At 74.2% G+C, this 16,482-nt stretch carries 10 protein-coding genes; 2 read left to right on the top strand and 8 right to left on the bottom strand.

Annotation, left to right across the window (positions count from 1 at the left end):
• Window positions 1–4: 4 nt before the first annotated feature.
• Both ACFO60_RS01900 and ACFO60_RS01895 read left to right on the top strand, forming a co-directional pair.
• Complete coding sequence (locus tag ACFO60_RS01900) at window positions 5–418, top strand: hypothetical protein (RefSeq protein WP_380836044.1); 414 nt, start codon at window positions 5–7, stop codon at window positions 416–418.
• Window positions 415–1,404: a WXG100-like domain-containing protein gene (locus ACFO60_RS01895; RefSeq protein ID WP_380836042.1), complete on the top strand. Its 990-nt coding sequence runs from the start codon at window positions 415–417 to the stop codon at window positions 1,402–1,404. The genes ACFO60_RS01900 and ACFO60_RS01895 overlap by 4 nt, the downstream gene beginning before the upstream one ends.
• 39 nt (window positions 1,405–1,443) lie before the next feature.
• Here ACFO60_RS01895 and ACFO60_RS01890 read toward each other — a convergent pair whose 3' ends face one another.
• From ACFO60_RS01890 to ACFO60_RS01855, 8 genes are all read right to left on the bottom strand, one after another.
• Window positions 1,444–2,046 carry a hypothetical protein gene (locus ACFO60_RS01890; RefSeq protein WP_380836040.1) on the bottom strand — a complete coding sequence of 201 codons (603 nt, stop codon included), beginning with the start codon at window positions 2,044–2,046 and terminating at the stop codon, window positions 1,444–1,446.
• Between the two features lie 55 nt (window positions 2,047–2,101).
• Window positions 2,102–2,626 carry a hypothetical protein gene (locus tag ACFO60_RS01885; RefSeq protein ID WP_380836038.1) on the bottom strand — a complete coding sequence of 175 codons (525 nt, stop codon included), beginning with the start codon at window positions 2,624–2,626 and terminating at the stop codon, window positions 2,102–2,104.
• Complete coding sequence (locus ACFO60_RS01880; protein WP_380836037.1) at window positions 2,626–13,698, bottom strand: WXG100-like domain-containing protein; 11,073 nt, start codon at window positions 13,696–13,698, stop codon at window positions 2,626–2,628. Before ACFO60_RS01880 ends, ACFO60_RS01885 begins: the two co-directional genes overlap by 1 nt.
• Window positions 13,699–13,791: 93 nt before the next feature.
• Window positions 13,792–14,115 carry a hypothetical protein gene (locus tag ACFO60_RS01875; RefSeq protein ID WP_380836035.1) on the bottom strand — a complete coding sequence of 108 codons (324 nt, stop codon included), beginning with the start codon at window positions 14,113–14,115 and terminating at the stop codon, window positions 13,792–13,794.
• A 6-nt stretch (window positions 14,116–14,121) separates the two neighbouring features.
• Window positions 14,122–14,526, bottom strand: a complete 405-nt coding sequence (locus ACFO60_RS01870; protein ID WP_380836033.1) for a YbaB/EbfC family nucleoid-associated protein — start codon at window positions 14,524–14,526, stop codon at window positions 14,122–14,124.
• 222 nt (window positions 14,527–14,748) lie between these two features.
• Window positions 14,749–15,138 carry a hypothetical protein gene (locus tag ACFO60_RS01865; protein ID WP_380836031.1) on the bottom strand — a complete coding sequence of 130 codons (390 nt, stop codon included), beginning with the start codon at window positions 15,136–15,138 and terminating at the stop codon, window positions 14,749–14,751.
• Complete coding sequence (locus tag ACFO60_RS01860) at window positions 15,135–16,094, bottom strand: SseB family protein (protein WP_380836029.1); 960 nt, start codon at window positions 16,092–16,094, stop codon at window positions 15,135–15,137. The genes ACFO60_RS01865 and ACFO60_RS01860 overlap by 4 nt, the downstream gene beginning before the upstream one ends.
• Window positions 16,095–16,125: 31 nt before the next feature.
• Window positions 16,126–16,479 (bottom strand): YbaB/EbfC family nucleoid-associated protein, encoded by a 354-nt coding sequence (locus tag ACFO60_RS01855; RefSeq protein WP_380836027.1) that lies wholly within the window; start codon window positions 16,477–16,479, stop codon window positions 16,126–16,128.
• Window positions 16,480–16,482: the final 3 nt, after the last annotated feature.

The raw sequence follows: 16,482 nt of genomic DNA, 5'->3' as shown, positions 1-16,482 counted from the left end.
CGGCGTGGCAGAAACGGACGACCCGGTACAAGGCGGCCCGCCCGGTGTCACGACGGACGTCGTGCCCACCGTCCTCACGCGGCGGCTGGACGACTTCCACGACTGCCGCGACGAGCTGGGCCTGGCGTTGAAGAACGCCATGACGGCCCTGTCGGGGCTCGGCCCCTTCTGGGGTGACGACGAGCACGGCCGGGCCTTCTACGAGGGCACGGGAAGCGGCAAGGGCTTCCGGGCGGCCACCGAGGAGATCGTCCGGCACGTCGGGAACATCACGACCGCCTACGACCGCATCGGTGACAACGTCGCGCAGGCCGGGGCGAACCTGGAGACGGCCGACTGGGCCACCGTCGGCCGGCTCGCGCAGGCGGTCGACGCCACGGGCTTCGCCGTCCCGGTCACCAAGGCGGAGGTGAGGTGAGCCCGTCCCTCTCCGGGCTCACGGCCCCCTTCGCCGCCTTCGGCAGGACGGCGGGCAGGCATCCCGTCGGCACCACCTTCACCGTGGCCACCGTGGCCCACGGGGCGTTCGTCACGGCGATGCTCGGCGTCCAGTGGCCCGAGGGCGACCCCGACGGCCTGCGGACCGCGGCCGACACCCTGGACGGGCTGGCGAAGAAGATCGACGACGGGCTCATCGCGGCGGACGAGGCGGCGAGGCAGGTGTGGACCGGCCATTCGGGGCCGGGCGTCGAGGCGTTCAGGTCCATGTGGCAGGGCTCGGGCACCCCGCTGGCCGGCTTCCGCCCGGACGGCTTCTCGGGGTATCCGCCGGACGTCGCGGACTACTGCCGGCGGGCCGCCGCGGCGTGCCGCGCGTACGCCCACCACATCGACACGACCCGGCACCTGCTGGTCGTCATGGCGATACAGGCCTGGGTGAACATGCTGTTCACCACGATGTACGCCTGGCCCACAGCGGGCATGGCCAAGTTCGCCGAGCAGGCGGTGCAGAAGTACTTCACCTCGCTAGCCCGCTCGCAGCTCAAGATCTTCAACATCGGGGTCGCGCAGATCGTCCAGAAGGCCTTCTACTACACGATCGACAGCGTCGCCTACGCCGGCATCCAGCAGGCGCTCCAGGCCGGCGTCTACGCCGCCTCGGGCGTGCGCAAGGACGCCGACGGCAACGACGTGCTCTCGCTGCGCACCAACGCCGTCGAGTTCGGGCAGGCGTTCGTGGCCAACCTGGCCTTCGACGCCGCCGCCGACTCCGTCTCGCTGCTGAAATTCTTCCCGGGCGGGCGCCTGGGGAGCTTCACCGCCCGCATGACCGGCTCGACGACGTACAGCATCGTCGCCAACCTCCAGCAGGACCCGGGGGAGAACCCCGTCCCCACCGACTGGGAGACCTGGGTGACCAAGCTGCTCATCCACGGAACCCGCACCATCAAGCCACCGGCCTGACCGGCCTCACGGAGCCGGCGGGCGGGGCTCCGCGCGAGGTCACAGGTCGCGGCCGGTGTGCGCGAGGATGAAGTCGTCGAGGGTCTCCTGGTAGAAGGCGATGTCGCCCTCCAGGGACGCCCGGGTGAACCGCTCGGGCGCCTCGCGGCGGATCGCCGCGCCCTGCTCGGTCCAGAACGCCGTGCCGGGCACCTCCGAGGCGCCCGGCGGCAGGAACTTCGCCGCCTCGGCGGTCGCGTCACGGGCCGACTCCCAGGTGAGCACCACGCGCTCGAACGCTTCGGGGTCGCCGGGGGACGCCGCGAACAGCAGGTCATCGCGCATGGCGCGCCGGGCGTAGGCGGCGCCGAGCACGCGCCACTGGCCGGCGTCGATCAGCTCGGAGCGCCCGGCCCCGAAACGCAGCCGGCCGCGCCGTGCCTCCAGCTCGGTCGCGTACGGCACCCGGACTTCGACGCGCAGCGCGAGACCGAGGTCGTGCCCGTCGAAGCGCAGCGTCCACTCGTCCTCGCCCTCGGTCAGCGTCGTGCGGGCCTCGTGGTCGAGCTCGGGCTCGGCGGCCCGGCCGGGGTCGTCCCGGCTCGCGGCGAGCGTGATGTACAGGTGCGCTTCCATGAGCGTTCTCGCGCGAAGCGGCGACATGCCGTCCCTTCCTCTGCCGGCCCGGGCCCTCTCGCGACGATATCGGCCCGGCCGGTCACCGGCTCTCGGCGAGCCGCCGGTAGGCGTCGCGCACGATCAGCAGCCGGTCGACCTCGAACCGGCCGGGCTCGGCGATGCGCACCTGCCGCCCCAGCTCGGTCCAGAACGCCCCCTCGGGCACCTCCTCCGCGCCCGGCGGGACGAACTTCACCACCTCCTCGACCGCCGCCACCGCGATGGCCAGGGCCTGCCGCGCCGCGTCCGGATCGTCCGCGGGGACGCTGCCGGCCGTCAGGTCGGCCACCCACAGCCACTCGCCGGCGTCCAGGAGCCGCGACGGCTCAGGACCGCCGAACGTCGGGAAGCGGCCGGCCGCGACCTCGCGCTCGGGCACGCCGAACAGGTGGCGGCGTTCGGCGCCGCAGCCCGAACAGGTGCCGGAGTACCGCACGGCCATGCCCTCAGGCACGGCGACCAGCGCGTGCTCCCATGCCGTGTCGGCCGACCTGCACCGCCCGCACGGGTTCAGGTCGAGATACAGGTGCGCCTCGTCACGGGTGCGCGCCACCGGAAGCGTCATCACGTCCCCTTCGATGCCGGTTCCCGCGCCGGCGGCACGAGCTCCTGCCCGGCGCGGATCACGTCGGGGTCGTCCCCGATCACGTCGCGGTTCGCCCGGTACCAGTCTCCCGCGGCCCGCCGGACCTCCTCCTCGCTCGCGCCCGGCCCGAGCCACCGGCGGGCGATGAGGGTCAGCGAGTCGTTGTCGCGCACCCTCACCGTCCTCGCGCGCGCCTCGCCGAAGAGCGGCGGCCCGGCCTCCACCGGCTCGCCGTCCCCGCCGCCACGACCGGGCTTGGACGGGGACGACGCGCGCTCTTCCTCCTCCTCCGGGGGGATCCAGCCGGTGGTGTTGCTCATGCGGCGCATCCGGGCCCAGTACTCCTCCCGCGACTCGCCCCTCGGCCCCGGCGGAACGGGGTTCGCGGCCGTCCCCGAGCCGTTCCCGGCGGGCGTCCCGGCGGCGTTTCCCGCCGCGGGGTCCGGGGGCGGCTGGTTGAGCAGCCTGCTGATGCTCCCCCGCGGGAGCGGCACGGCCGGCGGTCCGCCGGACCAGGGCGGCGGCGGGGCGACGAGCCCGCGCGCCTCGATGAGGCGGGCCAGTCCCTCGATCTGCGGCCGCAGGCGCGCCCGCCGGCCGGGCGCCCCTTGCGTCCACGCGCGCGACAGGTGCCGGTACTCGTCCACGCGGGCCTCGGCGCACGCGTCGAAGGCGGGGGCGGGCCTGTTCGGGTCCGGCGCCGCGAGCTGCGTGCGGATCACTCCCTGCGGCGCGCCGTGCGTGATCGCCGTCAGCTCCCGGAGGGCGTGGCTGACCTCGTGGAGCATGGTCCGTGCCACCAGGTGCGGAGGGATGTCCGGGTCGAGCCTGATGGTGAAGGGGGAGCCCGACCGCAGGTCGGTGCTCGCCATCCGGTCGTCCGGCACCGTCTCGACGGTGGGGCGGAAGCGGACGGGGCCGATCTGGCGGGTGATGACCAAAAGGACCGGATCGCCGTCGGGCCACACCACGACGCGCGCGTTCTCGCCCAGGTCGGAGGCCTCGACGGTCCGCCAGGCGGCGCGCACCTCGGGCATCTCCAGCGGGCCGTCCGCGGGGGCCCGTCCCTTGACGAAACCCGAGCCCGGGTCCACCGGGGCCGGGACGCCCATGCTGCCCAGCGTGGCGGAGCCGGCGGACTCCTCCGGGCCGAGGCCCCACAGAGGGCGCGGGAAGATCGGTTCCTGTCGCCGTGGCGGCGTCACCCCGAGGTCGCGCAGCTCGGCCTCGACCTGCTCGGCGAAGGCGCCCTGCCGGGCGGACCGGTTGAACAGCCGGCGCAGGTCCAGCTCGTGGGCCACCGCCGTGCCGGCCAGATCCGTCGGCAGGGTCGCCACGGCCGCGGCGAACCCGCCGTCGTCCTGCGTGACGCTCTCCAGCCCGCCGGTCGGCGTGGCGAGATAGCCGCGCACCCCGCCCTGCTCGGCCACGTCGAGGCGCACCTCGATGCCGAGCTCGCGGGACAGCAGGCGCGCCCAGGTCAGCGGCACCGGCAGGTCGGCGGGAGCCGACGTCGCCCGCAGCGAGACCGGGCCGGTGGATCGGCCGAGCCGGGGCAGGCGGCGGCGCAGTTCCTCGGCCACCATCTGGACCGGCCTGTCGGAGAAGTGCTCCCGGCCGCTGACGGTGTCCACCAGCTCGGCCAGCGACTGTGGCGGGTGGCCGGACGGGGTGCGCCGCCACGGGGCGCGCCGGCGGCCCGCCCGTTCCTCTTCGCCGTCGAAGGTCCAGCCCCTGCCATGCTCGGCGCTCCGCTGCCGGGCGAGCATGGCCTCGTAGTCACCCAAGGTCATCATCACCTCGGTGGCGCCGGTCACGGGAGCGGGCAGCTCGATCACGCGGCCGGGGCGCTCGCTGCCGTCCCTGCGCACGGTGGCGGTCCTGAGCGTGACCGTGTAGTCCACCCGGGAGGCGACCGTGACCACGAGGCCCTTCTCGTTGAGGACCTTCTCCCGGCGGACGCCGCCATTGGCGGACAGGTGCTCGCCCGCCTGTTCCCCCGAGGAGAAGCTCTGGCTCGTCCCCCATGCGCCCTGGCCGGGGTCGACGTTGCGGCTCAGCGGGCCCAGCCTGTTGCGGTCGGTGCCGGTGCCGTGGGTCACCTGCCTGCGGTAGGCGTTGCCGACTTCGACGTTCTCGCGCGGCCCGATGACGAGCTGATCCTCGGAGGTCCTGGCCTGGATCCACACGTCCACCACCCTGCCGCCCTGGATGGGGATGCGCAGCATCGGATGGCCCTCGGGGTCCATCATCAGCTTCAGCTTGGCGTTCAGCGCCATCCGCGACAGCGCGTGCGACACGCGCGTCCACTGCTCCTGGACGCCCTCCTTGCCGAGCAGGTCGTCGGCGGCCAGCGCCGCGCGCACCGCGTCGACCAGCGTGTCGGCGGTCGTCTCCACCGGGAAGTAGGACTCGGGCAGGTCCACGGGCCGGGCGTCGGGCAGCGGCCCGTCCAGCGGCTTCACGTGCCGCTGGAGCGCCGTCAGCCCGTCCGGCACCAGCCGGACCGCCGAGCCGATCAGTACGAGCGGCGGCGGGTCGGCCTGCCCGGTGGAAGGCGCGCGCCGCGCCGCCCTGACCGCCGCGCCGGTCGCGGTGCGCGCCATCCGGCCGGCCTGATGGGAGAGGGAGTGCAGCGGCCGGGTGAGCCGGTTGCCGACCCGGCCCTGCGAGAGGGGCGTCCGTCTGACCGTCACGGTGACCTTGAGGTTCTGCCGGACGAGGTCGGCCCCGTCGAAGGACGCCGTGCGCTCGAGCTGGGTGTACTGCTCGCCGGTCGACTCCGAGCGGGTGTACCCCCGGTGACTGCCGGCGCCGACGCCCACGCCGTGCCCGCCGCCCGCGAGCCCGCCGTTCGCCCCGCCGCCGACCGACCAGCCGGCCGACCGGGCCTGCCCTTCCTCGGCGTAGCCGTAGGGCTGCCTGATGTGCACGGTCTCGTCGTTGCGGCCCTCGAGCACCGCCGGGTCGTCGAGGATCTCGGTGTCGATGGCGATCTGCAGCAGTTCCATCCGGTGCCGGCCCACACGCACCGGCTGCTCCCACTCCATGCCCTCGGGGGACAGCTGGTTCCGGACGGTTCCCTGCCAGTTGTCGCCGACGAGCATCCCGGCCAGGGCGCGGGTCATGACCAGGTCGCGGACCTCGGCGTCCGGGATGGCCGCCCGGATGCGGTTCATCACCGCCTCCAGCACCTCCATGCGGACCGACGTGCCGGTGGTGGTGTACAGGTCGACCGAGTCGAACGTGGTGAGCCCCATCCTCGTGCGGACCTGCTCGGGCATCGCGACGATGATCTTCTTCAGCTGGCGTACGGGGTCGAGCAGGTCGCCCAGGTCCCGGGCGCGTTCGGCCAGCTCCCTGCCCAGCCGCTCGCTGATCCCCTCGAAGAGCGCCTGCGGCGTGTGCCCGGCGACCAGGGGATGGGCCGGGACGCCCGGGTCCCGCGCGGCGGCCGACCGCTGCTGGAGATACCTGCGCGCCACTCTCATGACCAGGGCTTGGTCGAGCTTGAGGTGACCGGTGAGGAAGCGTTCCATGGCGTCGGCCACGATGTGCAGCGGCAGCGGCAGCTCTCCCTGACCGTAGAGCGCGAGAGCGCTCAGCTCGGGCAGGTAGTAGCGCACCGTGCGGTCGGCGAGCACCTCGCGGCGGACCTCGCCGCCGTTCTCGGATCCGGAGACGAAGAAGGTCGCCGCGGCACGGTAGCGGTACTGCTTGCCGGTGCGGACCGTGATCGGCTCGTCGCCGGTGATGGTCGTCCGCGAGTCCGAGTGGTCGCCGCTCACCGACACCGAGCCGCCCACCCCGACGCTCCCCGGGCTGCCGACGCCCCAGCCCGCCGAGACGTTGACGCCGTTGGCGCGGGCGGCGCCGGCGTTCGCCGAGGTGCTGGTCAGAGCCAGCGCGATGTCGCCGGTCACCGGGTCGCCGACCCCTTCGAACTCCGAGTCGCCGAGCTCGACCCGCACCCCGGCCGACGCCTGGACCGGACGGAGCCCCTTCGGGCGGACGACGACGTCGGCGCGGTGCTCGGAGTACAGCCAGCCGGTGTCGGACAGGAACGTCCGGGTGTTGGCGAAGGCCGCCAGCTCGTGGAGGGCCGCGGAGTCGGCCAGGGCCGCGCGCGGGAGCACGCTGCGGAGCTTGTCCATGATGCCGGTCACGTCCACGCCCGTCAGGGTCGAGCGGCGCATGATGTCGTTCGTCGTCGGGTGGGTGACCACCGGGTGCGGCACCGAGTCGGCCTCCGGGAGCTGGTCGGCGGGCACGAACAGGCGCCCGGACACCGGCTCGGCGACCGACTCGGGGGACAGCAGCGACTCGGCGCGGCCGTTCGGGTGGATCCGGTCGACCTCCATCGTGTACCGCTGCCCGAACCGCGCGGTCGGCACGCCCTCGATCAGCGTCACCTCGTTCAAGGTGGAGCCGGAGGCCCAGCCGAGGATCCTCTTCAGGGTGCCCGAGTAGCCGCCCTCCGCGCCGCTCCAGTGGAGGCCCAGCTTCTTCGCGATCCGGCCGAAGGACAGCCCGATCGAGATGCCGAGCGACCTGGTCCGGCTCCTGGAGCGCACCGCGGTGTTGGAGCTGATGTTCAGCGACACATGGCCCTCGGCCTCCGACCACCCTTCGTACCTGGGTCGGCCGACGGCGCCGAGGCGGACGCGCATCGTGAAGTACCGCACCCCGCCGCCGGCCCGCACACGGGTCAGGCGGAGGTACACGCCGTCCTGGGAGGCCTGGTCGATGCGGCTCTGCAGCCCGTTGACCGACAGCTGTTCGCGCACCTCCCGCAGGTTGGCGAGCTGGGCCGCCGCCTCCAGGGTGTCGGCCGACGGTCTCGGCAACCCGTCGCGGATCCCGGGCACCAGGCCGAGCCCTCGCAGGCTCCTCAGCACCTCCTCCCGCTTCCGCGCGACGTCCACCGGGTCGAGGTACAGCGTCGAGGGGCCGCCCCAGCCCTCCCTGCTCCCCAGCCCGGCCGGGGCCTCCGCCTTCCGGCCCGGAGGCGGGCCCGGTACGGGGTCGTCGCGGAACCGGACCGTGCCGTCGGCGTTCCTGGCCATCTCACCGGCGTCGTCCCTGACGACGGCCTCCGGGTCCACCTCCCAGCCCGCGCGGGCCGAGTCCGGCTCCGGAGTCTGCAGCAGCATCCGGCTGTCGCCGGTCACGGTCGGGCGCGGCCCGCCTTCGTCGGGGAAGTAGATGGTGACGTGGTGACGCATGACCACGTCGTGGGTGTTGGTCCGTCCCATCCAGCGCCGCACCAGCGGGTAGATGGCGACACGGGTCGCCGACACGCTGTCCGACCGTGACCAGCCCCACTGGAAGGCGCCGGACAGCAGCACCTTCAGCCCGTGCCAGCCCTTCGATCCCGGTGAGTCGCCGGCGAGGCCCACGCCGGCCTTCACGTTGATCCCCGAGGACCGGGCGGCCGAGGCCGACCCCGTGATGCCGGAGAAGGTGACGCCGAGCCACTCCTGGAACTGCTTCCAGCCCGGACGCGACGCCATCCTCGTGGATACCGGCTCCGACCGCACGCGCAGGACGCCCGGGCGGCCGCCGTCGTTGATGTTCCGCTCGAAGCCGGCGGGGTCGTCGACGGCCACGTCGAGGTGGCCGGGCAGGTCCTGGGTGAGGATCGCGCGCACCTGCTCGCGGGCCGCGCCGGTGAGCGGCACCTGGGCGGTCCCGGCGGTGGTCACGGCCTGTTCGGCCAGCGACTCCAGCCCCTCCACCTGCAGCGGGACGTACCTGGGGAACCTCGCCTCCGGCCTCTCCTCCGCGGGGAGCCGGAAGGGCCGGTCGGGGGCGTGCTCGGTGTGGGCGTGCGAGAGCCACATCTCCACGGCGTTCTTGTCGTTGCCGACGCCCTCGCTGACCTGCGCCAGGGTCCTCCACGCGGCGGGGAGCCCCCGCCGGGTGACCGGGCGGAGGCCGATCTTGTAGGTGCCGGGGACGTGGAGCAGCGTCGCGTCGCCCCGGTTGTCGGCCACCTGGCCCGGCAGGACGTGCTCGGCCTGCGCACCCGTCTCGGACTCGGAGTGGCCGCCGCTGAACTTGACGCCGAGGTGGACGATCTTGGCCCAGGTCTTGATCTGGGTGAGGACGCCGCCGTCGTGCGGAGCGAGCTGCACCAGGGTCGACAGGTCCAGGCCGAAGGCCGCGTTGATGGCCCGGGTGATCGTGGCCGAGACCCAGCTTCCCCCCTGCGGCAGCGACCCGATCATTCCTTGGGAGAAGGTCCTGCCGGAGTTCGGCACCTCGACCGGCTCGCCCAGTTCGAGCTGGATGCGCAGCTCGCCCTGACGCCTGCGCCCGAAGCGCAGCGGCCACCTTCTCCTCAGATCGAAACGCAGGACCAGGCCGTCCTCGGAGGCCAGCGCCTGGACGTCCGAGCGCATGTGCCACAGCAGCTCTTCCCTGCTGATCGGCGCCGCGGCCCCGTTGTCGGCCAGGATCCGGTTCACCACGTTGGTGAGCCTCGTCAGGTGCGGCAGCCGTCCGCTCGGCAGGCCGGCGGACAGCAGATCCTGAGGCGGACGCGCGGCGGTCATCGCCGCGCCGAACTCCGCGAACGCCGTGTCCGCCTCGCGGGTGAGCCGGGCGACCTCCGCGGCCAGGTCGGCGGCGGGCGTCGGATCCTGCCCGGAGGCGAGCCGGTCGATGGCGTCCGCCACGGCCGCGTAGGCGCCGGACACCGCGCGTGCCCGCGTGAGGGCCGCGCCGTAGTTGCGGGCGATACGGCTGTAATGTTCGCTCGCGATGCGTTCGAGACGGCTCTCCTGGAGCTGGGCCCGCCGGCGTTCGGCGTGCCACGCGTCCAGCGCCTGGGCGGCCTCCTTCGCCTTCTTGCGCGCGGACCTGCCGCGCTTGACGGCGTCCTTCGTCTTCTTGTCGTTCTCCGCCGCGCGTACTCTCAGCCCGTCCTGGGTCGCCTCCAGGGCCGCGCGCATCCGCCGCACCCGGTCGGCCAGCTCGGCCACCGCTTCCGGCACCGGCGTACCGGAAGGCGCCGCCGCCGCAGCGGAGGTCGCGGGGACGCCCGAAGGGGACGCCGCCGAAGCAGTGGAGGCGGACGCCGCGGAGGTGGCGTGAGGGGACGTCGCCGGCGGGCCCGCTGCGGGGGCGGTCGCCACCGTGTGGATCCTGTGCGTCGCCCAGGGCGGCACCGGCGCGGGCCGGCCGTGCGCTTCGAGATCGGCGATCACCCGGCGGAGCGCGGCCTCATAGTCGTTCCGCCGGTCGGGGGCGCCGTTCGACCACAGCCCGGCCAGGTGCCGGTACTCGGTGAACCGCGCCTCAATGTAGGCGTTGAAGGCACCGGTCGCCCCGGCCAGCGGGCTCCGCACCGCGCCCAGGAACCCGCGGATCACCCCCTGCGCAGGACGGGACGCCGCCGGCCCCGTCACCCCAGGACCGGTACCGCCGACGGAGGAACCCGGCACGGTGCCCGCCCGCGGCGCACCGGGGGTGCCGCTGGTGGAGGAACCTGGCGTGGTGCTCGCCTGGGGTGCGGTGGTGGTGCCGCTGGGGGAGGAACCTGGCGCGGTGCCGCTCAGGGGGGCGGTGGTGGGGCTGTTCGAGGTGCCCGCGGCGGTGCCGGTGCCGGTGTTCGTGGCGGACGCGCTCGCGGTGCCGGCGGGCCCGTTCGTGGCGGCCGTGCCCGTCCCGCTCTGGTTCGCCAGGTCGGCGCCCAGTGCCGCGGCCCGCTCGGAGATGGCCCGTCGCCGGTCGTCGAGCGGCCCGACGCGCATCGCGTCGAAGTTCGACGCCGCCTCCGGGAGGCGGCCGTTGGCCTCCTCCGCCACGCGGAGTCCCGCTTCGCTGAGATCGTGCGACCGCAGGCGGCCCCACCGTTCGCCCACGACCTGACGTGCCACGTCCGCGATCACGTCCATCATGCCGGGCGAGGCGTCGGCGAGCCGGCCGAGAGCGTTCAGCGAGCCTTCCATGGGCGACATGTGCGCCGCTCCGGCGATGGCGGCGCCGAGCCGGGCCGCCGTCTCGGCACGCAGCCTGTCGTCCTGGGCGCCGTCCGCCACCCGCACGCGCAAGCGCCGCTGCACGCGGGTGACCACGTCGGCCGGGACGTGGCGCACCCGGCGGTCGGGGCCGGTCACGCGGATGGTGCCGTCCCGCAGCGGCAGCGCGTCCGGCGCCACCAGCGGCAGCGCGTCGCTCAGCAGGCGGTTGACGCGGCGCCTGACCCGAGGATCGGTGGGGAGCAGGACCGCCGGAGCGTTCACGGCACCACCGGCCGCCGCCGGCACGGTGGCGGGAACCACGGCCCCGGCCGCGGCGCCGCGGCCCGGTGCGGCATTGGCGGGGGCAGGTGTGGTGTTGGTGGAGACCGGTGTGGCGTTGCCGGGGCCGGATGTGGCGTTGGCGGGGCCAGGTGTGGTGTTAACGGGGCCGGGTGTGGTGTTAACGGGGCCGGGTGTGGTGTTAACGGGGCCGGGTGTGGTGTTGCGGGAGCCCGGTGCGGCGTTGGCGAGGTCTGGTGAGGTGGCAGGGCTCGGCGCGGGGATCGCGGGAGTCGGTGAGGTGGTGGCGGTGCCGGCCGCGGAGGGCGCGGGGGGCGGTGCGGCGTTGGCGGGGTCCGGGGCAGGGAGTGCGGGGTTCGGTGTGGTCTTGGTGGGGTCCGGGGCCGGGGGTGCGGGGTTCGGTGTGGTGTTGGCAGGTCCGGGGTTGGCCGCGCTGCCGGTCGCGCCTTGCGGTGATGTCGTGCCCCGCCCCATCTGAACGGACGGCATGCCGGGCATGAAGAGCGGCGCCGGGCCGGTGGCGGAGCCCGAGGACGGGACGCCGATCGCCGGCGCCGTGCCGGCCGAGGGCGCGCCGGGCGTCCCCGGAGTGCCGATCGCCGGCGACGCGGGTGAGGAGGGGCCCGCCGTGGGCGCGGCGTTCGGCGTAGCCGGTGCGGTGGCGGCGGGGGCCGCCTGGGGAGCTCCCGATGCCGGCGCGCCGGACGGCGGCGGTGTGGTCGGGTTCGACATCGCGGCGGCGACGGCGCCGGACGCCGGAGCGGCCTGCACAGGCGCACCTGGCGTGCCCGTCGTGCTGGGCGCACCGGTGGAGGTCGGGGTGCCCGGAGAGGTGACCGTCCCGGACGGATCCGGGTTCACTCCGGGTGGCGTCACACCCGAGCCCGGTGGCGTGATCGCGGCCCCAGGAGGGGTGGTACCGGAGCCGGGTGGAGTGGTGGCGTTCCCGGGCGGGGCCGTGCCCGAGGCCTGCGGGGCCGATCCGGACGGGGTGGCTCCGGCGGGGTTCGACGCGGGGGGCGGGGTGGCCTGCTGAGCCGTCGCGGGTGTCCCGGTGCCCGGTGACGATGGCGCCGGTGTGCTCGAGCCGGACGGGGCGGCGGGTCCTCCGGGACTGGAGGACTGCGAGCCCCCGCCGGCACCAGAGGGCTGAGACCCTCCGCTGGTGGTCTGGGAGCCCGCGCTGGTGGTTTGGGAGCCCGCGCTGGTGGTCTGGGAGTTCCCACCGGTGGTCTGGGGGCCGCCGCCACCCGTGGATTGAGATCCTCCGCTCGCGTTGGTGGAGTGCTGGTTCGCGCCGGTGGCGGATTGGGGGCCGGCGTTGGTGGGTTGCGGGTTTGCGCCGGTGGGTTGGGGGCCTCCGGCGGTGTTGGTGGATTGCTGGTTTGTGCTGGTGGCGGATTGGGGGCCGGCGTTGGTGGGTTGCGGGTTTGCGCCGGGGGGCTGTGCGCCTGTGCTGGTGGGCTGGGCGCCCGCGCCGGTGGTGGAGAGGGTGGACGTCGCGGGTGGGGCGCCCGCGGGGCCGGCGCCCGAGCCGGCGGGGGGGCCGGAGGCGTTGGCGGTGCGGGCGGCGCGGGCGGCGTCGTCCGCCGCGGCGGCGGCGTTGGCGGCCTGCAGCGACTGCACCGGATGCGTGATCGCGTGGAAGACCTCGGGGTTGGTCGGGCTGATCGTCCGGGTGCGGCCGGCGCCGCCCATGAAGGCGCCGCCCAGCGACTCCGCGGTCAGCGAGTGCAGCGGGTTCCAGTCCCCGTACACCGCCCCGTTGGCGAGGAAGCTTCCGGCCGGAGAGGCGACCATGTTGTTCAGGCCGGTGTGCATGGCGTCGCGCCCGAACCCGGCGAGGGCGCTGGAGAACCCCGAACCGTCGCGGGCCGCGTCGTCCAGCCGGTTCATCAGCGGGATCCGCCCGCCGTAGCGGGACAGCAGCGGGGCGGCGACCTTCATGCCGACGACCGCGCCGCCGCCCGCGCCGATCGCCGAGGCCTTCGTCTTGTCCCAGTCCCAACTGGTGCGCGTGCCGAGCCGCATCTGCTCGTGCTGGGTGTAGGCGTCGATGAAGACTTCCTCGCCGATCTCCTCGATGATCTCGCGCCCGAGGTGGCTCGTCAGCATGGTGCGGACCAGGCTCCTGCTGCCGGCCTGCGCGGCCCTGCCCGCCGCCAGCCGGGTGGCCATGCCGGCGCCGAAGTCCCGCCCGGCGGCCGCCGCGAGCCGCGCGAGGATCCGGCCGATGGCCGCGCGGGTGGAGGCGGCGATGGGGCCGATCACCGGGGTGGTGGCGCCGGCGGTGAAGAACGCGCTGACCAGCGCGATGAACGCGGCGGTGACCCCGATCCAGAACGCCACGTTGATCGAGATCTTCGAGTACTGCGTCTCGCGGGCGAAGTCGTCCACCTGCAGGGCCTTGATGCGGTGCTGCTGTCCAAGCCCGTAGACGCCCGAGTCGCCCTTGAGCACCAGGTCGGCCTGCTGGACGTACAGCGGCGTGGCGGGCACCTGCCATCCGGCGAGTACGGCCTTCCCGGCCGCGATGCCGGGGTCCACCGCGCCGTGCAGGCCCTCGCCGAGCGCCTGGTGCTCCTTGGCCAGTTCCCACAGCAGGCTCTCGCTGGCCTTGGGCCAGCTCTGCCCGGAGGCGAGCATGGCGATGAAGGTGTCCACCCAGGCGGGCAGCGACTCACCCCAGGCGGGGGTGACGTCGGTGGAGGAGGTGCCGCCGATGCCGGTGGACGCGCCCCCGCCGGGGGTGTTGGGGTTGACGTTGGGGCCGGTGCCTGACATCACCTCACCCCAATCCGGTCATCGTCGCAGGTCCGAGTGGCGCCTGGCCGGCTGGGCCGGCGGTGGCCGCCGTCCGCGCTCGGGGAGGCGGGTTCACATGCTCAGGGTGTTGCCGGCCTGGGTCCGGTCCGTCCGGCGCGTGTGCGTGACGGCCGTGCGGACGTTGCCGCCGAGCGTGTCGACGTCCTCCATGATCCTTTTGCCGATCCTGGCGATGACCTCCGGCCCGCCGTCCTTGGTGTACGCGGCGTGGAAACTGGCGCCCGCGGAGTCGTCTCCCCAGGGCGCCGCCGCGGCGAGCTGCTGGATGCGCGCGGAGCCCTCCGCCCACAGGCGGGTGATGCCCGCGGTCGCGGTGTCCCACTGTGCCAGTGCGTGGACGGCGGTCGGGGAGTGGACGTCGATGTCATCGGGCATGGGCGGTCACCGCTTCCTGAGCATCTGCTCGGCCATCCGTTCGAGGACGCCGTCGAGGTCGCCTTCGAGGTGGGCCTTCATGTGCTCGCTCGGGATGAGCGGCGCGAACATCTCGATGACCTGTTCCTGGGCCTTGGCCGCGGCTCGCTGCACGGTCTCGGTGATGGAGTCGGCCAGTTCGCGGGAGTCCGGCCGCCGGTACACGCGGGGGTCGATGTCGAGGCGGATGAGGTCGCCGCGGGCGCCGACGGTGGCCGCTATCAGCCCGTCGCCGGACTTCTCGGTGACCTGGACGGCCCTGGCCTTCTTGTGCATCGCGGGCGCTTCCTCTTGCAGCCGCACGAAGGTGGCGCGCAATTCTTCGGCGTAGGCCCGCATGTCCGCCCCGTCCCCGCTGGAGATGCCCTCCATGTAACCTCCCCGAGCACCTGTCCACATGGTTGCAGGTGCTTAACTGCACCGTAACCACGGCCTAACTTCAGGGAAACAGTCGCTAGATCGGCCATTGTGGCATTTGTGAATTGACTCGGCAAGCGTTGTGCGTCGATTGCGGCATCTATTAGGCGTTGCCGGTTATGTCGGTATTCGGGATGGCCGATGGCGAGAACGGGAGGAGAGAGCCCGCCGCGCAGGTCAGAGGTCCAGGGGGACGGCGTGCTCGTGGAGCTCCAGGACCTCTTCGCGGGGGACCCAGGCCCGGTGGACGCCACGCTCGACCCGCTCGAACCCGAGCGCGAGCGCCTCAGGCAGCAGCCCTCCGACGTACTCGACCAGCAGCCGGCCGTCGCGCTCGTCGTGCACCTGGCACGGGGCGCCGCGCCACCGGCCGGCCGTCGTCACGAAGACGACCGCCTCGCACTCGTGCGCCGGCACCGGCCGGACGAAGCGCCCCGGCGCGACCGGCTCGAACCCGGCTGCGGGCTCCGGCGCCCGCAGCCGCATCCACAACCCGTCCGGGCGCGGGTCGGGCCCGGCCTCGTACTCCACGCCCCGCCAGCGCGCGCGGTAGGCGTGCCACCTCATCGCGGATCCCCGCCGGCGGAGGGGCCGGGCTCCCCGTCGTCCGCCGCGCCGGTGGAGTCCTGGCCGGAGGGGCGCGGCCGGACCAGCAGCCAGCGCTCCAGGTCGCCGTCGTACACGGCGCGGCGGCGCTGGACCCCCGCGTCGGTCAGCTCCCAGATCTCGGCGCCGTGCGGCAGGCCGACACCGTCCAGCTTGTACTCGCGGATCACCTGGTCGACGTTCGGCGCCAGCCCCAGCCCGACGAACGGGGGCTCCTCGACGAGCCACCCGTCCACGGCGGCCATGCTCTCTTCGTCCACGCCGCCGTAAGGGGTGCGATAGAGGTTCAGTCCGACGGCGGCCCACCTGAGCATGTTCACCGAGCCCTCGTCGGTGACCACCCCCTCCACCGAGGCCATGCCGACCGCGTCGGCCAGCACGGCGGGGGTCGCGATGTGCGCCACGTCCAGCGCGTTGTGGCAGTACCCGGACACCCGGGACTCGCCCTCCGCCAAGTAGGCGTACAGGTCGCGGGGCGTGAGCAGCTTCTGCATGACGGGCAGGCCGGCGCCGGGGTCGGCGAGGCGTTCTTCGGCCGGCGAGGGGACCGCGAGCCTGGCCACCGTGCCCGACCGCAGGAACAGGTGCACCGGGAGGCCGGGGTTGACCGCGAGCCCCCAACGCGGGTCGGGCCAGCCCGCGGCCAGTTCGGGCAGTGTGACGACGCGGTGGTGCGGGCTCGCCGCGCCGATGCCCGCCCGCATGGCCCCGGCCGAGGTGTAGGCGAGGATCCAGGTGCCCTCGGAGTCGGACGCGGCCGGCCAGGCCACCGGCTCGCGCCCGGCGGCGGCCGCCGGGCTGACCGGCAGCGCCAGCTGCGCGAGCCGGAGCAGGGCGAGGCAACGGGCCAGATCGTGCGCCGCGAACGCCGAGCAGAGGTTCTCCTCGAACGGGCCCGCCGGCTCCCATGCCCCCACGCCGATCACTCTAGTGCGGCGCGCGGCGAGGTCAGCCGCGCGGGAAGCCGCCGGGGTGAGGGGGCTCCTCCACGAGGGAGGCCATCAGCGACTCGGCCTGTCCGGCGGCGTCCGCCTCCGCGAGCCGGGCCGCTGCGAGGATCGCCTCGGCCAGCGCCTCTGACCCGAGCCGCATCGCGCGCGGGTCGATGCGCAGGGACACCACGGAGCCGCCGGGCAGCGCCTCGACGACCACGCGGCCCTCCTCGGCCTCGCCGCGTCCCCGCGTCTCGGAGATCCGCAGCCCGACCGCCTGGAACGTGGCCGACTGCGCGGCGAGCCCTTCGAGCACCTCGTCGACCTCGGGGTCGCCGGTGGGGGAGAAGGGGCCGCCGCTGGTCGTCATCCG

Origin of the sequence: Sphaerisporangium dianthi, assembly GCF_042654065.1 — a bacterium.
GTDB lineage: Bacteria > Actinomycetota > Actinomycetes > Streptosporangiales > Streptosporangiaceae > Sphaerisporangium > Sphaerisporangium dianthi.
This window is presented reverse-complemented; position numbering and strand designations above follow the sequence as displayed.

What these genes read in the sequence shown, in the direction of transcription:
- ACFO60_RS01865 (WP_380836031.1), bottom strand. Translation starts at nt 15,138, where the DNA reads ATGAGGTGGCACGCCTACCGCGCGCGCTGGCGGGGCGTGGAGTACGAG.
- ACFO60_RS01870 (WP_380836033.1), bottom strand. Translation starts at nt 14,526, where the DNA reads ATGGAGGGCATCTCCAGCGGGGACGGGGCGGACATGCGGGCCTACGCC.
- ACFO60_RS01855 (WP_380836027.1), bottom strand. Translation starts at nt 16,479, where the DNA reads ATGACGACCAGCGGCGGCCCCTTCTCCCCCACCGGCGACCCCGAGGTC.
- ACFO60_RS01890 (WP_380836040.1), bottom strand. Translation starts at nt 2,046, where the DNA reads ATGTCGCCGCTTCGCGCGAGAACGCTCATGGAAGCGCACCTGTACATC.
- ACFO60_RS01880 (WP_380836037.1), bottom strand. Translation starts at nt 13,698, where the DNA reads ATGTCAGGCACCGGCCCCAACGTCAACCCCAACACCCCCGGCGGGGGC.
- ACFO60_RS01885 (WP_380836038.1), bottom strand. Translation starts at nt 2,626, where the DNA reads ATGACGCTTCCGGTGGCGCGCACCCGTGACGAGGCGCACCTGTATCTC.
- ACFO60_RS01875 (WP_380836035.1), bottom strand. Translation starts at nt 14,115, where the DNA reads ATGCCCGATGACATCGACGTCCACTCCCCGACCGCCGTCCACGCACTG.